Raw genomic sequence first — 16,154 nt, 5'->3', positions numbered from 1 at the left:
TATTGCTGCGCCGCGCACGAATGGCAGCTACGCCGGGCTGCGTCGTAGCATTCAGGCAATGCGCTTCGAGCCGGGTATGGGCCGCCTTATGCTGGCCCCAATCATTAGGTGCGCTGTCGCCTGATGAAAATGTGAAGCCACGTTGCTGCATTCTGGGCATAGCATCTGCGAAACAATTTCGCATCGAAGGAACCGCTGTGCTTCGCCACCTGTTCGCTATGGCCGTCACGCTCTGTTTCCCGTCCAACGTGCTTTGGGGGCAGGACCTTGCGCCTTTGCCCGACTATGTGATCGCTGAATTTGGAGCACCACCGACGATCCCAGAAGGCCCGTTGGTCGCAACGGTGAATGAGGCGTTGGATGAGGTTCTAGCAATCGCGGTGAACCAGTCCGATTGGAGCCCAGCAAACACCAAGGCGTTTGATACTCTCGCGCGAACACATGATCCGCGACTGGTTTGGATTATCACCGATATGCAGCGTTTTGCTTGGCGGCCGGAATTCCGTGCTGCGTTAACGCGCGTCGCGGCGACCATCCTCGACACCGCTTTTAGTAGCGGTCGTCTGCGTCAGCAGATTATCAACAAGATGATCGCGTGGGACATGCCCGCCTATCCAGGATACCTCGCGCATAAGCGCAGCGTCTTTACCAACTATGTTCCCGGTTGGGACGAAATCTTTGTCGAGGGTGATATCGCATGGCAGCTCGTGGATTGGGGCGGGGTGAACATTGATGCGCGCCCCTATGACACAACTGACAATGTCTGCCATTGCATCCCTGCTGTCGATAATCCCGAAGTCAGCACCGCAAAAGAGGCAACTTGGTTGGCAGATGATGAAATCATCTTCGGTATCGTAGTGAACGGTCAGGCGCGCGCCTATCCTCGAAGGATCATGGAAGTGCGTGAAATGGTGAATGACACACTCGGCGGCCGCGATCTTGGCATTCCATATTGCACTCTGTGCGGAGCCGCGCAGGCCTTCTTTACAGATCGCCTGCCAGCAGGTGTGAAACGGCCCATCTTACGTACGTCCGGCCTGCTGATCCGCTCAAACAAAGTTATGTATGACATCGAAACACATTCGGTGTTTGATACATTCCTTGGCAAGGCGGTGACGGGCCCGTTGGCTGATATCGGGCTCCAATTGGAACAAGCGACGGTCATCACATCCGACTGGGGGTCTTGGCGCTTGGCCTATCCGAACACAACAGTCATGGTTGAAGCTTTGGCCCTCGGTCGTGACTTCAATCTGCGCGAAACACGCGATGCCAATGGCCCTATCTTCCCGATAGGGGACGTCGACCCGCGCCTACCTGTGCACGAAGACATCATCGGCACCATCACCGATAACGGTACTCCTGTCGCCTTTCCCCGCGCAGCAGCAGTCGCTGCACTGGTAGCAGGCCAAGAAGTCTCGTTCGAGGACGTGAGACTGGAGCTGTCCGCCGGAGGCGTGAGAGCGACCAAATCAAAAGGCGAGGAACTAATGAGTCATGAGGCGTTTTGGTTTGCTTGGTCGCAGTTTTACTCGGAGACGGTCTTATGGGCAGAGTAGATTGAAGGTCTGATTTGCGAAAGCTTCACCGCAGCGGCGAACGACTTGGCCAACATCCGGAATAGGCCGACCACGATGGTGCTCCTGGTCTCCTACAGTTCAGATGCTGCGTCGGCTCCGATGGCGGCTCTGAGCCCAATTTGACCGGTGCTGCGCTCCCCACAAAAGACTGCTTTTTAGAATTCAGCATTGACTTAGAGTAACTCTAACCCGCTACCAAATTTGTTAGAGGAAGACTTGCCAAGATGAGAATTGCAGAGGCGTCAGAAGCCTGCGGATTGTCCGCGTACACGATAAGGTTCTATGAGAAGTCGGGTATGCTGCCCAAGATCGAGCGCGGCCCGGATGGGCACCGGCGGTTCACACCGCGGCTGATTGAATGGCTCACACTGCTGTACTGGCTTCGCGAAACGGGCATGTCGCTCAAGCAGATGCGACGGTTCACGACGCTCGCCAAGGCGGGTGATACCGGTATCGCAGAGCGTCGGAAAATCCTCGCCGATCATGCGGACACCCTGAAGGCAAAGCGCGCGAAGCTCGAAAAATGCGAAGAAGTCCTCGCCATCAAGATTGCCAGCTATGGCCCAGACACAAAAGAGGATGATCCTTGAAATTTGCCTACTTAATCGAGCCCCCCTTCAACTACGTCGACAACACCGGCCACGTCACTGGCAGTGATGTGGAACTTGCAAGGCATGTGTTTGCCGAACTCGGGGCCGCTGACTTTGAGCCGGTCGAGACAGAGTTTGCCGAGCTGTTGCCCGGTCTTGGGGACGGTCGCTGGCGTATGACGACCGGATTGTTCGGGACTGACGAACGCAGAAAAAGCGCACGATTCAGTCGGCCAATCTGGGCGCTGCCGGATGGGCTATTGGTCGCCAAGAGCAATCCCCTGGGACTAAGCGGCTATCAATCGGTCGCAGATAATCCAAATGCTCGGCTGGCGGTTATCCGCGATCAGTTCCAGCACCGCTCTGCGGTTGAATTTGGTGTCGATGAAAACAGGATCATGATTTTCGAGACATACAAGGAGGCGGCGAAAGCGGTGCGAGAGGGAAGGGCCGATGCCTATGCCAGTGTGGGAATGGCGCACACGGGCTTTATCGTGCAGAACGCCGAATGGCCGATCGAATTGATCTTGGTGCCTCCGAACGAAAAACCGCCAGCGTTTGGATCATTTGCATTCTGGCTGGAAGAGACCGAGCTTCTGCGGGAAGTTGATGCTGTCCTCTCCCAATATCTGGGGACCGAAGCACATCGAAAAATGGTCGGGAAGTTTGGGTTCTCGGATCAAGAGGTTGATCTGGTAGCGGCGTTTGAAGGGTAGAGCAGCCCTGCGCTCTGGCAAAGCGAGCGACGGCTTAGTCCCGCGATGTGTGAATTCACCTGTCATCTGTTGTCGGCGGTGCCGCGAATGGCCGCGATGCGGGCTGCGACCGCAGAAAGCCAGCTGGGTGCTGAGTGTCTCTTATGGGCCGTCCGTGACGCCGCGATCTGGGCAGATCTTAGAGGATGCTGCGACCGATCTAACGGTGGCAGAGAGCCCAAACTCACCGATGCTGCACGCTGTACCAATGTCGCCATTTGGGGTTAGATTCAGGCGCTTGAAGAGGCCATTATTTGAGATCGTCGCTTACTCGTAAGAGTATGGAAAACCTTACTTTCCACAAATTTCTGACCCGCATCCCCCAAATGGGAGATGCCGCATTTTTCCGAACTGCCTACCCCTTCGTTTGTGACATCGAAGGAAGACCCATGGATCACATTGTTCGCTACGCTGAAACGCTCGGCCTGCTTGAGACTCTGGGTGTTGTTGGCTTCATTATGTACATTTCCGCCTTTGCGGCCGTGCAGTGGGGGCTGATGAACGGCAACAGCACGGCCTATTCCCTGGCCAACGTGATGTCTTCGAGCCTTGTTGCACTCAGTTTGATTGCTGAATTCAACCTTTCGGCTGCTCTCATCCAAGGGAGCGTCATAATCATTGGCGTAACGGGGCTTTGCCTGCGGCTGCGTCGAAAATGGTCAAAGACGAGTAACGTCTTGGTCGCCAATTCAGATCCGGAAACTTGTTAATGTCTTATGCAGATACTCTGTCCTTCTTTCTGACTGTCTTCGTTCTTGCGATTGCGCCGGGGCCGGTTGTGCTCATGCTGATCGTGCGCTCTGCGAGCAACGATACCAAGGGGGCCGCGGGCTTTGGCCTTGGCTACGCGATTGGCGGTGTGATTATCATCAGTGCCGTCTGTTTCGGCCTCGGCACCTGGTTGACGTCCGTACCCGAGGTCTTTGACTACACTAAATACGTCATGATGGCTTACATTCTGTGGGTCGCCTATGACATCTGGAAAGGCGGCGTGGACCTTGCCCAGAAAGACGCGGATGTTCCGGCGTCCAAGGGGTCTTCGGTTCTGGCAGGCATCGCGACCTGCTTTATCTCGCCCTACATCGCAATCATGCTTCCGCTGTCCTTGCCCGAGGTCATGAATATGACCACGATCGCGCTTCCGGACTTTCTAATCATTGCACTGATCACCTTTGGCAGCCTCGCCCTGGCGGCGGCACTGGTGGTTGTGTTTGCGGCGCAGTTGCGCCGCTTGATTAGATCCGAAATGGGGCAGCTGTATATGAACAGGGGTCTTTCCGCCCTGCTCGTTGGTGGTGGCGGGACGATGGTTTTCCTTTGATTGCGGGATTCCGTCGCGGAATTCCGGAGGTAACTTCCTCTTCCGTTAGCTCCTCCGGAACTTAAGGTGTGTCTGCATGCGTTGATATGATAATTAACATGTGCAGGCACACCGACATGCCACCCGAAACCGTTGGCGCAAAAGATTATTAACGACTTGAGATTGAATAAATGGACCTAAGTTTGAAGCCCAATCTGCCACGCCATAATATCGTTGATCAACTCTACGACATTGCGATTGATCCCGAGTCCCTGGATGATTTCATCGGAGCTTGGAATGGTGCCGGCCTCGACACCCATGAAGCGCGGCAAACGTTTGCACAAATTGATCAATTCGATGCGATCTACGCAGCCCACCTGCGACGCGCAGAGACATTCCTAAGTCGTGCGGAAAGCCAGGACACGGGACCGGATTTCGCCGAAATGCTGGCGCGCTTCGATAGCCTGGCGGCCTTTGTCGTCAATCATGATCACTGCGTTGTGGCGGCAAATGCAGGTGCGGGGCATGCCTTTGGCCTTGAACCAGGCGCGTGCCTTGACGCGCTTGATCTGCCCGAAGCGTCTTTGGATGCGCTCGATGGTTGTTTGAGATCGGCGTTTGCGTCGCCCAAGCCATCAGATCGTTTGATCAAAGTAGATTTGGCAAAACCACGCGGCGCCGCGTTGTTCCAAATCCACAAACTTCCGAAACTTCCCGGTCAAACCCTCTCTTACGCGCTTGTTGTAACGACGCAGTATCATTGGCGCGCTGCCCTTGGCCAAACCTTACAAGAGGTGTTCCAGCTGGCTGCCGCAGAACAAGCCGTCGTGCGCGCCCTTGTGGAAGGGATGGATGCCAAGACCATCGCTGAAAGCCGAGGCACAAGCGAAGGCACCGTGCGGGGGCAGATCAAATCGATCCTCGCCAAGACGAACGCGCGCACGCAGTCCGAGGTGATCCGCCTCATTATGTCGTTGCAAGAAGTCAGCAAGACGGCAGAGGACAGAGCGGATACCACCAACAGCCTGCCCGATGTGGCGCCCGCTGACTGGCTTCATGCCGAGGTTTGGAAACCATTTGAAACGCTTACCCTTCCGGATGGGCGGCGCATGGATTATCTGGAAATCGGCCCCCGCCTTGGTGCGCCAATCCTGTTGACGCACATGGGGTACGGTATGGCGCGGTGGCACCGGCCGATGATCCGCCTGGCCTTTAAACTTGGGTTGCGGGTCATCGTTCCGATACGCGCGGGATACGGACGCTCGGACAACGTTGATATGAAAGACGACATCCTCGCCGTCACCCGGGCGGATACGCTGTGTCTGCTGGACCATCTCGGGATCGACCGGTTGCCTTATGTCCCGCAGGGGAACGATCTGATTTTTGCCGTTGATCTGGCGACACATGCCCCGGAACGGATCAGCCAGATCATCGGCATAGGCGCGCGGGCCAGCCTCGAGGGGGATGACCACTATGCCAGCATGAGCAAATGGCACCGCTTTTTCATGTCGACCGCCAAATATGCTCCCCATCTGCTGAAATTCACCGCCAAGGCCGGGGTTTCCATGAGCAGGCGCATCGGCGTGTTGGAAATGTTCCGACATATGAACGGCAGCTCTCCATCGGATATGTTGCTGCTGGAAGACGACCATCTTCGCGCAGTTCTTGTCGCGAACGGAGAGCTCGTTGCCGGCAAAACCACCGATGTTTCGCAGGCCTACGTCATGGAGTTGCTGGTCAGCGAAGCATCCTGGACCCACCTTATGTTGTCCGCCAGGGCAACCCCCACGCGTTTCATCAACGGGACGGAGGATCCGCTCTATGACGCCGCCGTGATTGCCGCCTACCGCGATACCTATCCCTGGATTGATATCGAAGTGATCCAGAAAGCAGGGCAGCTGTTGATCTACAATCAATATGCCTATGTGTTGCCCATTCTGGCCGAAGCCGCAGGGCAAGCCAAACATATTAAATAAGAGCCCTATGCAACGGTCTGAAATGAACTAACTTGTGTCGCAACGACGCAAGGACGCAGACAAATCAAATGCCAGAAGGCACCAGTTCAGGCTTGGACACAGATCACGCGCTTATCCTTGACCGGATCTATGAAATTGCGCTTGATCCATCATTCCTAGAGGATTTCATCCAGCTCTGGGCTGATGCCGACCTTGCCGAACAATTTGCGCCAGGCAAGGACGGAGCAGCAAGCGCATTTGATGCGTATTTCAATGCACATCTTGAGAGGGCCGAAGCGTTTCTGAGGCGCGGTGACACGTCACCCCCGGACGCGCAGGATCATCTAAAGCCCTACGCGTCCTTCGCTGCGTTCACCGTAAACACATCCCTTGTCGTAGAGGACGTGAACGCCGGTGCTAAGGCGGCCTTTGACGTTCAGGCCGGGGACACGCTGGCGTCATTGGACATCCCCCAGGATGTGCAGGCCTCTTTACTGCGTTTGACTCGAGATGTTCTGCACCGGCCTGATTGCCTCGAAAGACTGCTCAAGGCTGAGGCCCAGACCAAGCAGGGCACCATGCTGTTTCGGATCGTACGGGTCACGCAAACCGCCGACCGAGAACCTGTCGCGCTCCTTGTCTCAACATATATTCATTGGCGAGAGTCAGTTGGAACCATTTTGAAGCAGGCCTTTCAGCTGACCCAGGCCGAACAAGGCGTCGTGCGTCGCCTGACCGAGGGCCAGGATACAAAATCCATCGCAAACGCGCGCGGCACCACCGTCGGCACAGTGCGCGAGCAGTTAAAGTCGATCATCTCCAAAATGAATGTGCGCTCTCAGGCGGATGTCGTGCGCCTTGCCCTGACGCTTGGCGAATTCCCCCAGGCACAAGCTGCGGAGACGCGGCCTTCGCAGGCACCCGAAACCGCATTTGCCGCCAAGGGCCGCTGGCTTCAGTCCGAGGTCTGGAAACCCTTCAAGTCCGTCACATTGCCCGATGGTCGTCACATGACTTATCACGACATGGGCCCCCAAAGTGGCAACCCGATCCTTTTTTCTCATATGGGGTCTGCGATGGTGCGATGGACGCCCGCAATGGTCCATTCGGCTTTCGAACACAATCTGCGCGTCATCTGCCCGATCCGGGCAGGTTATGGGCACAGCGACAATCTAAGAACCGATGCGGACGTGTTGAGCACCACAAGCGCGGACGCGGTCTTTTTGTTGCAACATTTGGGTCTTTCTCGCTTGCCCTACGCCATTCACGGAAGCGATTTCCCCTTTGCCGCCGATCTTGTCGCACGACATCCAGAGGTCGTTTCCGAGCTGATTGGCATAGGTGCGCGGCCCTGTCTTCCAAACGGCCTGGACGTTCAGGGCGCAGGACAATGGCAACGCTTTTTTGTCTGGGCTGCACGCCATAACCCGGGACTGGCCCGGTTCGCGGCGAAGGCCGTGATGATGATGGCCAAGCGTATCGGGCCAGAGGCCATGCTGCGCAAGTTATGTCAGGACTCACCGGCCGACTTGATGCTTCTCGAGACCGATGAGGTCAGACAAATTCTGGTCGCCAATCTCGAGCTCATGGCCGGACCATCAACCAACGCGGCGCAGGCATTTGCCATGGAGTACGTCGCCTTCCACGCGGACTGGAGCCACTTGATGCAGAGAATGCGCCATATCCCGGTGCGTGTTTACATTGCGGAACAGGATCCAACGATCGACATTAATGCGATCAGCGCCTTGCGCACCGCCTATCCCTGGATGCATTTTGAGATCGTCCCAAACGCTGGTTTGGCACTGATGTATCAACAGCATGATAAACTGATCCCGATCCTGGCAGAAGCAGCAAGGGGGACAAGGACAATGAAGCTTGCATCCAAGCCAGACCTCAAGCTAGCCGTAGACGCCGGATAACGCGTTAAGCTGACATTGGTGCATCCGCAGCGAAAGGGCGCTGCGCCCGCGATCTGTGAATCGACCCTTTCCTATTTTCTGCGGTCTGCATGAATGGCCGCGATGCGGGCTGCACGTGCAGCATCCAGGATGGGCAAGCAACGGCAGCACTGGGCTCGAAGCGGACCTTAAGGCTCCCTAGAGGCTATTATGTAGCCCCTCACCAGATCTCCGCTCGGCGGACTTTTTCAACCTTCGCTGCGAGCACGCCAATGTCGGCTTTTAAAGTTTTAGTCTGGTCAATTTCACTGAAATCCAAGATGCTTATTGGGAATACTGAGTGGAGATTTTAATGGACCTCAACACACTGGCTTTGTTTGCTCTGACTGAGTTCCTGCTTTCGCTCACGCCGGGACCGGCGGTGCTGCTGGTGATTGGGTTGTCCATGCGTCAGGGATTTCGCATCGGCTTCATGGCGACGTTGGGGATCCTGTCAACGAACGCGATCTTCTTCACACTGTCCGCACTCGGGATCGGGGCCTTGATTGTCGCTAGCGCCACCCTTTTTACCATAATCAAATGGATAGGCGCTGCCTATCTAGTGTTTCTTGGCGTTGGAATGATCATGCCACTGGCAAAACACCTCTGGCAAAAACGATCCTTGGGTGAAGGCCTGGACTTGTCAGACGCGAAAGCCGCTGCGCCAAAGGTTCCGCAAACTCCGGTCAAATCTTATTGGCAGGGATTCACCCTTCAGGCATCAAATCCAAAGAATATCTTATTCTTTGTGGCGATCCTCCCGCAATTCATATCACCTGACGGGAATGTCGCCGCCCAGCTAGTTATTCTTGGCGTCGTCTCGGTTCTGTTGGAACTTCCAATACTTGTCTTCTACGGCTTTGCTTCCGCGCTGTCTGCACGCCTCATGAAGGAGCGTGTCATTGAATTGATAGAAGCGGTAGGCGGCGGCATCCTGATCGCGCTTGGAGGCGCACTGGCAGCGTCACAGCATCGCTCGGGTTAAATAGAGCCGAGCTACAAAGCTGACGTTCATTCAGGTTGCAGCATCGGTCAAAGAGGGCTCAGAGTTGCCATTGGACATGTCCAATTTTTCAATCCCACCTTGCACAACATAAAACACGTCAGCGGATAATCGCGGCTTGATCCACAGCTTGCGTTCGCGTGACAGTTGTTGTTCGGCAATTCGGTTCATGCCGCCATTCTTGCATCGCGCAGCATCGGTGGTTCTGGGCTCAGACCTGCCATTTGGCCGTTGCATGCTCTGCGGTGGCCCGGTGTGGCGCTCCGCTCCATTTGTTTTGATCGCCTGATGCCGTCAATGGTCCGAACGCGTTGATTGGTGCGGGCGGCGTTGTTGGGGGCGGCTGCCGCGGGGGCGCCGTCAGCAAAGAAAAGGCCCCACCGGTTGGCGGGGCCTTTCTTGTTTTTGGGGTGAAGGCGGGACAAGTCCCGCCCTACGGGCGTTACTCGTCGCCTTTCAGCGCCGCGCCCAGGATGTCGCCCAGGGACGCGCCGGAGTCGGAGGAGCCGTATTGTTGCACGGCCTCTTTCTCTTCGGCGATCTCGCGCGCCTTGATCGACAGGCCCAGGCGGCGGGACTTCATGTCCACGTTGGTGACGCGCACGTCCACCTTGTCGCCCACGCCGAAGCGCTCGGGGCGCTGCTCGGCGCGATCACGCGACAGGTCGGAGCGGCGGATGAAGGCCTTCATGCCCTCGTGCTCCACCTCGATGCCGCCATCCTCGATGGCGGTGACCGCCACGGTGATGATCGAGCCGCGCTTCACGCCGCCCGCGGCCTCGGCGAACTTGTCGCCGCCCAGCGCCTTGACCGACAGCGAGATGCGCTCTTTGTCGGTGTCCACCTCGGTGACCACCGCCTGCACCAGATCGCCCTTGCGGTAGTTCTGGATCGCGTCCTCGCCGCGCTCGTCCCAGGACAGGTCCGAGAGGTGCACCATGCCGTCGATGTCGTTGTCCAGCCCGATGAAGAGCCCGAACTCGGTGATGTTCTTCACCTCGCCCTCGACCTCGGTGTTCACCGGGAACTGCTCGGCGAAGACCTCCCACGGGTTGCGCATGGTCTGCTTGAGCCCCAGGGACACGCGGCGCTTGGCCTCGTCGATCTCCAGCACCATGACCTCGACCTCTTGGCTCGTGGAGACGATCTTGCCGGGATGCACGTTCTTCTTGGTCCAGGACATCTCGGAGACGTGCACCAGGCCCTCGACGCCCGGCTCCAGCTCGACGAACGCGCCGTAGTCGGTGATGTTGGTCACGCGGCCGGTATGGGTCGATTCCAGCGGGTAGGCGCTGGACACAGAGTCCCAAGGATCGGCCTGCAGCTGCTTCATGCCGAGGCTGATGCGGTGCGTTTCCTTGTTGATCTTGATCACCTGCACCTTGATCGTCTCGCCGATGGAGAGGATCTCGGAGGGGTGGTTCACCCGGCGCCAGGCCATGTCGGTGACGTGCAGCAGGCCGTCCACACCGCCCAGGTCGACGAAGGCGCCGTACTCGGTGATGTTCTTGACCACGCCGTCCACGGACTGGCCCTCGGACAGGTTGCCGATGACCTCGGCGCGCTGCTCGGCGCGGCTCTCCTCGAGGATGGCGCGGCGCGACACAACGATGTTGCCCCGGCGGCGGTCCATCTTGAGGATCTGGAACGGCTGCTTGAGGCCCATCAGCGGCCCGGCGTCGCGCACGGGGCGCACGTCCACCTGACTGCCCGGCAGGAACGCCACGGCGCCGCCCAGGTCGACGGTGAAGCCGCCCTTGACGCGGCCCACGATGGCGCCCTCGACGCGGTTCTCGTCGGCATAGGCCTTCTCGAGGCGGTCCCAGGCCTCCTCGCGGCGGGCCTTGTCGCGGCTGATCGAGGCCTCACCGCGGGCGTTCTCGACGCGGTCCAGATAGACCTCGACCTCGTCGCCCGGGTTCACATTGGGCGCCTCGCCCGGCTCTGCGAATTCTTTCAGATCGACGCGGCCTTCCATCTTGTAGCCGACATCGATGATGGCTTGTCCGGCCTCTACGGCGATGACCTTGCCCTTGACGACGCTGCCCTCGGCGGGCGTGTCGATTTCGAAGCTTTCTGCGAGGAGGGCTTCGAATTCCTCCATGGTTGCGTTAGCCAATCTAACTTTTCCTTTTCAGACCCCAGTTTGGGGCGGGATTTAACGGGCCGCGCGGTTGGCTCCACGGGTCTTTGCTAAGGCCCACGCCGGTTTGCCGGCGCGGAACGGTTGCTCTTTGGTCAGACGGGCCCGAGAAAACAAAGAGGGCCGGAGGTTCCCGGCCCTGCTCATGTGTCCCGCGGTTGATCCGCCTTGTTGACGTGCGCGCGTATACGTGCGGTTGGGCAAGTTTGCAAGCATGTTGCAGCAAGCCGGTAGGCTGTGTGCTTGCACGCCTCCCGCCCCCGCTGCGTAGCGATGTTGCGCGAGGGGGCAAGCGCCCGATGGTCAATCCGAATCCACAGCCCTGGGTGGATGTTTCGTGACGTTGCGCAACCGGAATGGTCGCCGTTGACGAAGGCGGCCTGGTCTGAAGTATCCCTCGGCGCGACAAAGTACAGATAAAATAATGTGATTTCAGTTGTTTGCAATATTCTCAAGTGGAGCAGTGTAGACAGCTACTTTGTTAATGTTTAATGATTCACCTCAAGTCCTGTGTAAACCGTTAAATTTTTATCTCAAGAATTGAAAATATGCGCCGATGCCAGATCGCCGCGCGCCATGGAGCGGGGGACTAAAATGCCGACACAGACAGCCGATGCCAAAAAAAGAAAAAATACCATTGGTAAACTTTCAGGGAACATCAGTCGCATTAGGTAGGTTATGTGGCTTACAATTTAGAATTTCAACAATTTCATTTACTTCCATTGATGATGCAAGCATCAAATCAATTTTGAAAGATACAGAGGCTGAAAAAAAAAATGAATAATTGCAATTTACTTAATGAAAGTTTAAATGAGACATTTTTTGTCGGAGATAAATAGGAACTCTAATGGCGCAATCTATCAAACTCACAACTGATCAAATGCGTATGATGTCTTTGTTTCAAAATGTTACGGGTGCAACTGCTCGTGATTGTGTGGAGGATGAAAAGCAAGATAGAGTAATTTTTGTGGTTAATACTGGTAAGATGGGACTTGCAATTGGCAAGGGTGGTGTTCACATTAAATCTCTACAGAATATTGTAAAGAGAAATGTAGAGTTAGTAGAATTTGATGAAGATCCTGCAAAGTTTTTGACTAACTTGCTTAATTCAAAACTTATTTCCGAAGTAAAAATAAATAAACGAGTAGATGGAACAAAACAGGCAATTGTTATGGTTGATCCAAGAAAGAAAGGAATTGTTGTTGGTAGGGAAGGTAGAAATGCCGAAAAGGCAAGATTACTTGCAAAACGATATTTTGATATTAGCAGTGTATTGATCAATAGTCCTGAACGTACAACTTTGGAGATGTAAGATATGAGAAAATCACCTCTTGGATTATTTGCTGGTAGGGTTCTTACGAATAAAAAGAAGAAACAAAGATGGGCAATCTCAACTTTTAAAAGACGAAAATTAGGTATTGATAAGAAATCTGATCCACTTGGCGGTGCTCCGCAAGCTCGTGGTATTGTCTTAGAAAAGGTTGGTATTGCTGCTAAACAACCAAACTCTGCCATTAGAAAATGTGTAAGGGTACAATTAATTAAAAATGGAAAGACGGTTACAGCTTTTTTGCCCCGAGACGGCGCAATGAACTTTATTGATGAACATGACGAGGTACACATTCAAGGTATGGGTGCAACTCAGGGTGGTGCAATGGGGGATATTCCGGGAGTTAGATTCAAAGTTTTCAAAGTTAATGGTACTGCGCTACATGAGTTGGTAATAGGAAAGAAGGAGAAACCTAGGAGATAGAGAAATGGCTCAGACAAAGAATCTTTTGTTATTTAGAAAATGGGATTTATCCGATATAGAAGTTAAGGATCCTGGATTAAAAACTGCTATTTCGTTAAGAAAACAAATTTTGCCCTATACGTATGGTCGTTCAGCTCTTAAACGGTTCAATAAAGCTGATGTCAATATTGTTGAGAGACTGATCAACAAGACGATGCATTTTGGAAAGAAATACGCAAAGAATACTGGTAGAATGACTGGTAAGAAAACCAAATTACTTAACACTGTAAAAACTGCTTTTGATATTATTGCATTAAAAACTGGCCAGAATCCTGTTGAGGTTTTGGTCCGAGCTATTGAGTTCTCTGCTCCAAATGAGGATACAACCAGAATAGTCTATGGTGGTACAGTCTATCACGTATCAGTAGATGTTGCTCCAATACGAAGAGTTGATTTAGCTTTGAAATTTATTTCTGATGCAATCAAAGAGGCAACTTTTTCCAATCCAAAACCAATTGAGGAACATATGGCTGAACAACTAATGCTTGCTGCATCAAATGACTCTAGTGCGCCATCAGTTAAGAAAAAACATGAGCTGGAACGTATAGCACAAGCATCTCGATAGTTAAATAATTTTTAAAGTAGCCCGAGGCAGATTCGAACTGCCGTCTCCGCCTATCCACTCTTGAGATCCAGAGGGCAGAATCCTTGATCTAAATTGTAATTATTTGACCGCTAGACTATCGGGCTACCAAAATGAATTGATGTGTTTTGGAATATAATCATTTGCAGGTGTTATCTAATTCTGACTTCATGAATTGCAGTTGCATAATCACACACTGCTTTTAACCGCATGTATGGAATTAATTTGAAATGAATAGAATAGATGTTTTTTTCTTTTAGAATGATTCCTTTTTGCATCAGTGATACTAGTCCTCTAGAAGGAATAGTTTTTGTCATATTTTTTTCCTTGCAGATTTGTTCTCGCTTTGCTTGAAATTGTTTTAATGAAAATGCTACATCGTTGATTTCTAAAATCAAAGGCCAAACAATTTCACTCCATACAAATCTCCTATTCTCTGTAGCTGATGCATACTTTCCTTTATCGCTCAACATTAATAACATCTGCAAAAGATGTTATTACTTAAGAGTTGTCTCAAAAAGAAATTCAAGAATCATTAGATTTGTTGGAAAAGGATTGGGACTTTGACCCAATATTAAAAAAGTTTGTGCTAGGAAATATTACAGATGTGTCTGACTTTGCAATCAAGGTTAAGGATGTAGTTTTTCACGTACCCTATTTGAATTCAGAAAAAAAATATATTCTATGGAAATGTTTTTGGCCCGACTGTCACAACTGTTGTGATAGACAAGGTAGACTTCCTCTGACTTCAGACGATTTGATTACAATTGGAAAAGGTCTCAAATACAAAAGCACTTCGGATTTTATCAAAAATGAAACACTCACCGTTACATATGAAGAACCTGGTCCGTCAGGACAGATGACTACCATGACTACCATCAATCTTAAGAGAAAAGATGATGAAATCGAAGCCGAAGATGGAACCCATATTTCATGTAGGTTCTTGGATGATGAGGGTGGATGTAGTATGCATCCTGATAGACCTGGTGTATGTTATCTGTATCCTTTTGCAAGCTGGCTGGAAAATGAAAAAGGTATTGCACGAGTACATGCAACATATCAGTTTACTGGAGATTGTCCAGGATTTTATCTTGCAGATAATCTAGATCAAATGAAGGATGAGCTTAAATCTTATTCTACAATTATTTATGACTATAACATGGCATCAAATCGCACCAATCGGGAATCTTATAGCTCTGTAAGTTTTAACTAGATGATGTCTAGGCCTTTGCCACTTTTAGTAAATCTGCAATCTTGATGTTCATTCCAAACCTGTCTTCGTGTTTTTTCATGTATAGAAAAATTGACATAAAGTCTGGCAGCGCCTTTAAGAAGCTGAAATCTTTGTGAATCTTTGCTCTGACAAAATTAAACACCTTTGCATAAACCTTGTAATGTTTTTCTACTGCTTTTTCATATGCCTTGAAATCATGCATGTTTTCTAGAAAAATTTCTACACATTGCATGGATGGAATAATTCCTTCTCCCAATAGTGCATATACGGTTCCTATTGATTCTCCAACTCCTACTACTTTACCTGAATAGTATGGCTTACATCTGTCTGGAGTTGCCAATCTAATTGGACGTCCCTTGGTTGCGACTATTTTTCCTCCATGTTTTTCCAAGAATGCATCAGTGGCTTTGATATGATTCTTGTTGTAATCTCCTGCACCAATGTGTGCAAAATTGTCCCCTAGTGGGAAATACCAAAAGTATCCTGACATGCCAGGAAACGGTTCAATGTAAAAGTCATCATATGGTACGCCGTTTTCATATTCAACCTTGTACTCATATGTTGGTAAAAAGAAATCTTCTTTCATTTTTGGTAGATATACCCTGTGAAATCCTGTACAATCCACAATCATATCATATTCTTTTTCTAACTCTTCAATACTTGGTGGGGCCCCATAGATAATCTTGCAATCCTTAATGAAATCCTTGATCAGTCCTAGCTTGTTATACGTGCATAATCCTTTTAATCCAATGTCAAATTTTACATCATCATTCATCTTGACGTGCATGTTCCTTCCGTTATGAATCAAAAAGTCATCAAAGTTTCTTCCTGTCTTTTTACAAAATCCGTCCAGTACTGACTTTATAGTTCCCCATGCGCAGATGGAGTCGTGTCTGTCTTCAGTCATTCTTTCGTATCCAACAGCCTCATGTTCGGTGTTCTTTAGTCTGGCCATGAGATAAGAGCCAGCTACACCCATTCCCATTACTGCTATTTTCAAGATGAATTGAAATTCATTCATGCCTAATAAATATACTATCTGGAAATTTCATTAGTGCTAGATTTTTGGATGATCCTAGTTAGTACGAAATAGTAGAGTATCTTAAATATCACAACTGCGTAGTTAGTTTAGAAAGGTGGTTTGTCATCTGAATACAAACGTTTCAGATCTTAAGCGAAAGAGATGTCATCAGTCCTTTATAGGGATTGATCTTAAACTCTAGCCTTTCTATTTTCTTTAATTCTGTATTTAGTTTACATTTTAAAATTTAATTTCGCGTGCAAA

The 16,154-nt window shown here is 51.7% G+C and carries 17 protein-coding genes and 1 pseudogene; 13 read left to right on the top strand and 5 right to left on the bottom strand.

Going from position 1 to position 16,154, the window contains the following annotated elements; translation table 11 throughout:
• Positions 1-218 precede the first annotated feature (218 nt).
• The 8 genes from AIOL_RS00175 to AIOL_RS00140 all read left to right on the top strand — a co-directional run bounded on the left by AIOL_RS00175 (position 219) and on the right by AIOL_RS00140 (position 9,099).
• Positions 219-1,556 carry a DUF3179 domain-containing (seleno)protein gene (locus AIOL_RS00175; protein WP_049641878.1) on the top strand — a complete coding sequence of 446 codons (1,338 nt, stop codon included), beginning with the start codon at positions 219-221 and terminating at the stop codon, positions 1,554-1,556.
• Positions 1,557-1,801: 245 nt separating this feature from the next.
• Positions 1,802-2,167 (top strand): MerR family transcriptional regulator, encoded by a 366-nt coding sequence (locus tag AIOL_RS00170; RefSeq protein ID WP_049641039.1) that lies wholly within the window; start codon positions 1,802-1,804, stop codon positions 2,165-2,167.
• Positions 2,164-2,883 carry a transporter substrate-binding domain-containing protein gene (locus AIOL_RS00165; protein WP_082152342.1) on the top strand — a complete coding sequence of 240 codons (720 nt, stop codon included), beginning with the start codon at positions 2,164-2,166 and terminating at the stop codon, positions 2,881-2,883. Before AIOL_RS00170 ends, AIOL_RS00165 begins: the two co-directional genes overlap by 4 nt.
• A 428-nt stretch (positions 2,884-3,311) precedes the next feature.
• Positions 3,312-3,632 carry a CBU_0592 family membrane protein gene (locus AIOL_RS00160; RefSeq protein ID WP_152912288.1) on the top strand — a complete coding sequence of 107 codons (321 nt, stop codon included), beginning with the start codon at positions 3,312-3,314 and terminating at the stop codon, positions 3,630-3,632.
• Entirely contained in the window at positions 3,632-4,243 is a 612-nt protein-coding gene (locus AIOL_RS00155; RefSeq protein ID WP_049641037.1) for a LysE family translocator, read from the top strand. The genes AIOL_RS00160 and AIOL_RS00155 overlap by 1 nt, the downstream gene beginning before the upstream one ends.
• A 170-nt stretch (positions 4,244-4,413) precedes the next feature.
• The gene (locus tag AIOL_RS00150) at positions 4,414-6,198 is read left to right on the top strand and encodes a LuxR C-terminal-related transcriptional regulator (RefSeq protein ID WP_082152341.1); all 1,785 of its coding nucleotides are present in this window, start codon (positions 4,414-4,416) and stop codon (positions 6,196-6,198) included.
• Between the two features lie 68 nt (positions 6,199-6,266).
• A complete protein-coding gene (locus AIOL_RS00145; protein ID WP_082152340.1) occupies positions 6,267-8,096 on the top strand; it encodes a LuxR C-terminal-related transcriptional regulator in 1,830 nt (609 codons plus the stop codon).
• A 331-nt stretch (positions 8,097-8,427) separates the two neighbouring features.
• Positions 8,428-9,099: a LysE family translocator gene (locus AIOL_RS00140; protein WP_152912287.1), complete on the top strand. Its 672-nt coding sequence runs from the start codon at positions 8,428-8,430 to the stop codon at positions 9,097-9,099.
• 30 nt (positions 9,100-9,129) lie between these two features.
• Here the strand turns inward: AIOL_RS00140 and AIOL_RS25340 are convergent, their stop codons facing one another.
• Together AIOL_RS25340 and rpsA are read right to left on the bottom strand one after the other, a co-directional pair.
• Positions 9,130-9,288: a hypothetical protein gene (locus AIOL_RS25340; RefSeq protein WP_160314368.1), complete on the bottom strand. Its 159-nt coding sequence runs from the start codon at positions 9,286-9,288 to the stop codon at positions 9,130-9,132.
• A gap of 271 nt (positions 9,289-9,559) precedes the next feature.
• Positions 9,560-11,221 (bottom strand): 30S ribosomal protein S1, encoded by a 1,662-nt coding sequence (gene rpsA / locus AIOL_RS00135; RefSeq protein WP_049641033.1) that lies wholly within the window; start codon positions 11,219-11,221, stop codon positions 9,560-9,562.
• Between the two features lie 652 nt (positions 11,222-11,873).
• Here rpsA and AIOL_RS24120 point away from each other — a divergent pair.
• The 4 genes from AIOL_RS24120 (at position 11,874) to AIOL_RS00125 (ending at position 13,617) form a co-directional block, all read left to right on the top strand.
• On the top strand, positions 11,874-12,044 hold the full coding sequence (locus tag AIOL_RS24120; protein ID WP_200898710.1) for a hypothetical protein: 171 nt from the start codon (positions 11,874-11,876) through the stop codon (positions 12,042-12,044).
• Positions 12,045-12,107: 63 nt separating this feature from the next.
• Positions 12,108-12,572, top strand: a complete 465-nt coding sequence (locus AIOL_RS24115) for a NusA-like transcription termination signal-binding factor (RefSeq protein WP_082152339.1) — start codon at positions 12,108-12,110, stop codon at positions 12,570-12,572.
• Between the two features lie 3 nt (positions 12,573-12,575).
• Positions 12,576-13,013, top strand: a complete 438-nt coding sequence (locus AIOL_RS00130; RefSeq protein WP_049641032.1) for a 30S ribosomal protein S12 — start codon at positions 12,576-12,578, stop codon at positions 13,011-13,013.
• 4 nt (positions 13,014-13,017) lie between these two features.
• On the top strand, positions 13,018-13,617 hold the full coding sequence (locus AIOL_RS00125) for a 30S ribosomal protein S7 (protein ID WP_049641031.1): 600 nt from the start codon (positions 13,018-13,020) through the stop codon (positions 13,615-13,617).
• 17 nt (positions 13,618-13,634) lie between these two features.
• Here AIOL_RS00125 and AIOL_RS24740 read toward each other — a convergent pair.
• Both AIOL_RS24740 and AIOL_RS24110 read right to left on the bottom strand, forming a co-directional pair.
• A pseudogene (locus AIOL_RS24740) lies at positions 13,635-13,742 on the bottom strand.
• A 45-nt stretch (positions 13,743-13,787) separates the two neighbouring features.
• Entirely contained in the window at positions 13,788-14,117 is a 330-nt protein-coding gene (locus AIOL_RS24110) for a hypothetical protein (protein WP_235438809.1), read from the bottom strand.
• A 26-nt stretch (positions 14,118-14,143) separates the two neighbouring features.
• Between AIOL_RS24110 and AIOL_RS24105 the strand changes: the two genes are divergently transcribed.
• A complete protein-coding gene (locus AIOL_RS24105; protein ID WP_082152338.1) occupies positions 14,144-14,848 on the top strand; it encodes a YkgJ family cysteine cluster protein in 705 nt (234 codons plus the stop codon).
• Between the two features lie 7 nt (positions 14,849-14,855).
• Here AIOL_RS24105 and AIOL_RS00120 read toward each other — a convergent pair whose 3' ends face one another.
• Positions 14,856-15,890 carry an NAD(P)/FAD-dependent oxidoreductase gene (locus AIOL_RS00120; RefSeq protein WP_235438808.1) on the bottom strand — a complete coding sequence of 345 codons (1,035 nt, stop codon included), beginning with the start codon at positions 15,888-15,890 and terminating at the stop codon, positions 14,856-14,858.
• Between the last annotated feature and the right edge of the window lie 264 nt (positions 15,891-16,154).

Origin of the sequence: Candidatus Rhodobacter oscarellae (assembly GCF_001078595.1) — a bacterium.
Lineage (GTDB): Bacteria > Pseudomonadota > Alphaproteobacteria > Rhodobacterales > Rhodobacteraceae > Rhodobacter_B > Rhodobacter_B oscarellae.
Note: the sequence above shows the minus strand (reverse complement) of the source record. Positions and strands in the feature narration are given on the sequence as shown.

Coding starts and splice junctions, on each gene's coding strand:
- AIOL_RS00175 (WP_049641878.1), top strand. CDS start 219: ATGGCCGTCACGCTCTGTTTCCCGTCCAACGTGCTTTGGGGGCAGGAC.
- AIOL_RS00170 (WP_049641039.1), top strand. CDS start 1,802: ATGAGAATTGCAGAGGCGTCAGAAGCCTGCGGATTGTCCGCGTACACG.
- AIOL_RS00160 (WP_152912288.1), top strand. CDS start 3,312: ATGGATCACATTGTTCGCTACGCTGAAACGCTCGGCCTGCTTGAGACT.
- AIOL_RS00155 (WP_049641037.1), top strand. CDS start 3,632: ATGTCTTATGCAGATACTCTGTCCTTCTTTCTGACTGTCTTCGTTCTT.
- AIOL_RS00150 (WP_082152341.1), top strand. CDS start 4,414: ATGGACCTAAGTTTGAAGCCCAATCTGCCACGCCATAATATCGTTGAT.
- AIOL_RS00145 (WP_082152340.1), top strand. CDS start 6,267: ATGCCAGAAGGCACCAGTTCAGGCTTGGACACAGATCACGCGCTTATC.
- AIOL_RS00140 (WP_152912287.1), top strand. CDS start 8,428: ATGGACCTCAACACACTGGCTTTGTTTGCTCTGACTGAGTTCCTGCTT.
- AIOL_RS25340 (WP_160314368.1), bottom strand. CDS start 9,288: ATGAACCGAATTGCCGAACAACAACTGTCACGCGAACGCAAGCTGTGG.
- rpsA (WP_049641033.1), bottom strand. CDS start 11,221: ATGGAGGAATTCGAAGCCCTCCTCGCAGAAAGCTTCGAAATCGACACG.
- AIOL_RS24120 (WP_200898710.1), top strand. CDS start 11,874: ATGCCAAAAAAAGAAAAAATACCATTGGTAAACTTTCAGGGAACATCA.
- AIOL_RS24115 (WP_082152339.1), top strand. CDS start 12,108: ATGGCGCAATCTATCAAACTCACAACTGATCAAATGCGTATGATGTCT.
- AIOL_RS00130 (WP_049641032.1), top strand. CDS start 12,576: ATGAGAAAATCACCTCTTGGATTATTTGCTGGTAGGGTTCTTACGAAT.
- AIOL_RS00125 (WP_049641031.1), top strand. CDS start 13,018: ATGGCTCAGACAAAGAATCTTTTGTTATTTAGAAAATGGGATTTATCC.
- AIOL_RS24110 (WP_235438809.1), bottom strand. CDS start 14,117: ATGTTATTAATGTTGAGCGATAAAGGAAAGTATGCATCAGCTACAGAG.
- AIOL_RS00120 (WP_235438808.1), bottom strand. CDS start 15,890: ATGAATGAATTTCAATTCATCTTGAAAATAGCAGTAATGGGAATGGGT.